The organism is Peribacillus sp. SIMBA_075 (genome assembly GCF_046534585.1).
The window spans coordinates 1-349 of sequence record NZ_JAWRYN010000238.1; the positions used below are offsets into that span (position 1 = coordinate 1).

The 349-nt window shown below is 67.0% G+C and carries 1 protein-coding gene; it reads left to right on the forward strand.

Features of this window, described 5'->3' with window-relative positions; translation table 11 throughout:
• Positions 1 to 160: 160 nt before the first annotated feature.
• On the forward strand, positions 161 to 349 hold a 189-nt coding region (locus SB775_RS28040), incomplete at its 3' end, for an SUMF1/EgtB/PvdO family nonheme iron enzyme (RefSeq protein ID WP_410864425.1).

A 349-nucleotide genomic window follows, 5' to 3' on the forward strand; every position in this document is an offset into this window, starting at 1 on the left:
GTGCATCAGTGTCGCTCATCGAGGGCTCCTTGCCGTCGTCGGGGTGGAAGCAGCCACATGGTAGGGCGGGTACGTCCGGTGGCACCAGACAGCATTCACTGAGGCGACAACAGCGGTGCGGCCGGTCCATGATGGCTGAAGGCAGACGAAGGAGGAGCGGATGGCCCCGGAGATGATCTCGATCCACGGCGGCGTTTTCCGGATGGGCTCCGACCGCTTCTACCCGGAGGAGGGCCCGGTCCACGAGGTCGCCGTCGAGCCGTTCGAGTTGGATGCGACGCCGGTCACCGTCGCGCAGTTCGCCGCCTTCGTCGACGCCACCGGTTACGTCACCACCGCCGAGCGTCCG